Genomic DNA, 646 nt, shown 5'->3' on the forward strand with positions numbered 1-646 from the left:
CACGGCCCGGCTGGTGGCGAGCTTTGCCCAGGTCGAGGTCGTGCGCCCCGACAACACGATTGAAGAGGGCCTGCCCAAGACGGTGAGCGTGAGCTTGGTGCAGGTAACCGAGATCGACCCGCCGCAGGGCGCCGAGCCGATCCTGTGGCGACTGCTTACCACCCATCTCGTCGAGGACGCGGCCATGGCCTGGCGGATGGTCGATTGGTATCGCATGCGCTGGACCATCGAGCAGTTCTTCCGCACCCTCAAACAGCAGGGGCTTCAGCTGGAAGACAGCCAACTGGAGACCGCCGAACGGCTCGTCAAACTGACCGCCATCGCCGCGCGAGCCGCCTGTGTCGTCATGCAACTCGTCCAGGCCCGCGACGGCCGATCCGCACAACACGCCGCCATCGCCTTCACCCACGCCGAAATCGACACGCTTCAAGCCCTGCTGCCCACACTAGAGGGAAAAACCGCCCTGCAGAAGAATCCCCACGCCCCCCAATCCCTCGCTTGGGCCGCCTGGATTATCGCCAAACTCGGCGGCTGGGACGGCTATCCAAAGTCCAAAGCCCCAGGACCCATCACCTTCCGACACGGATTGCAGCACTTCCTGTCCATCGCCCATGGATGGGCGCTTCGAAATGTGTGAATCGCCTAG

General features: G+C 63.8%; 1 protein-coding gene. It reads left to right on the forward strand.

All coding sequences use genetic code 11. The annotated features are described in order from the left end of the window. A partial coding sequence (locus NKJ55_RS35485) for an IS4 family transposase (protein ID WP_352453938.1) occupies window positions 1-637 on the forward strand: 637 nt, incomplete at its 5' end. Between the last annotated feature and the right edge of the window lie 9 nt (window positions 638-646).

Origin of the sequence: Mesorhizobium sp. M0106, from assembly GCF_040322715.1 — a bacterium.
Classification (GTDB): Bacteria; Pseudomonadota; Alphaproteobacteria; order Rhizobiales; family Rhizobiaceae; genus Mesorhizobium.